1 protein-coding gene and 1 pseudogene are annotated in these 958 nt (G+C 46.0%); both read right to left on the bottom strand.

Annotation, left to right across the window (positions count from 1 at the left end; genetic code table 11):
• Positions 1 to 732 (bottom strand): annotated as a pseudogene (locus ACMZ6Z_RS09430) (type VII secretion protein EssC); the annotation flags it as partial.
• 114 nt (positions 733 to 846) lie between these two features.
• Positions 847 to 958 (bottom strand): PoNe immunity protein domain-containing protein (locus ACMZ6Z_RS09425; protein WP_416132269.1); only part of this gene is annotated, 112 nt, incomplete at its 5' end.

The following is a 958-nucleotide window of genomic DNA, read 5'->3' as shown; positions in this document are numbered from 1 at the left end:
AATATCTTGATAACCCACCAAGAGTGGCTTAAGCCCAGATGACTCTTGCCAGTAAGTCCTAAAGTCCGTTTCCTGCAAGTCTTGCGATAAGACTCGGTCAGCCAAAGGGGGTAACCAAGGACTGGCAACCTTAGGAATCTGGAGGTTCTCAAAAATCTCATGAGCCTGTTCCACAATGGCATCCAGCTCCGTCGGCAAGCTCTTGACATCCTTCTGCTTGGACAGACCACTCAGATCCCTGTTAATGGCCCTATACTGACCGCTATCAGTGATGTCATAAACCGTCGTCTCACGCTGAACACCAGCCTTTCCGTCTGGGTTGTAATCCGCACCAGACCAGGCTGACTGAAAGAGCTCGTAGATTTCATTGTTACCAACTTGAAGGTAGGCCCGACCAGTCTGGGTAATTTCCGCCGCATCGGGCGTCTTGATGACCTCACGAGAGTCCGCTACATCCTGCACCTTAAGGGCAATCTTGAACTTGGAGTTAGACCAAATCTGGTCATTAACCACACCACTTGGCTTCTGAGTCGCAAGGATTAACTTAACCCCCAACGAACGACCGATACGGGCCGTTGACACCAACTCGTCCATAAAGTCGGGCTGGTTGGCTTTAAGCTCCGCGAACTCATCGCTGATGATAAGTAGGTGAGGCAGAGGTTCAGACACCTTGCCCTCCTTGAAGAGGTTGGTGTACTGGTTAATGTGGTTGACATTGTTTTCTTGGAAAATAGCAGAGCTGAAAAACAAGCTCTTCTAATACAATCTATTATTCTTTAGTATATCAGTTAATTCCTAAAAAGAACATCGGGCTAGATGATTTCTAAAATCAACTTGATACAATGACTACCCCTTCCAATGTACCATATCATAAGGATAATATTGCTTTCCCTCTAGACTACTATCATCTAAATCTAATATCTTGGCAATAGCTCCAGCTTCAAAACTCCAATACCCT

Origin of the sequence: Streptococcus pluranimalium (assembly GCF_047785705.1) — a bacterium.
Lineage (GTDB): Bacteria > Bacillota > Bacilli > Lactobacillales > Streptococcaceae > Streptococcus > Streptococcus pluranimalium_A.
The sequence above is the reverse complement of the archived record's forward strand: the minus strand, read 5'-3'. Positions and strand labels throughout refer to the sequence as shown.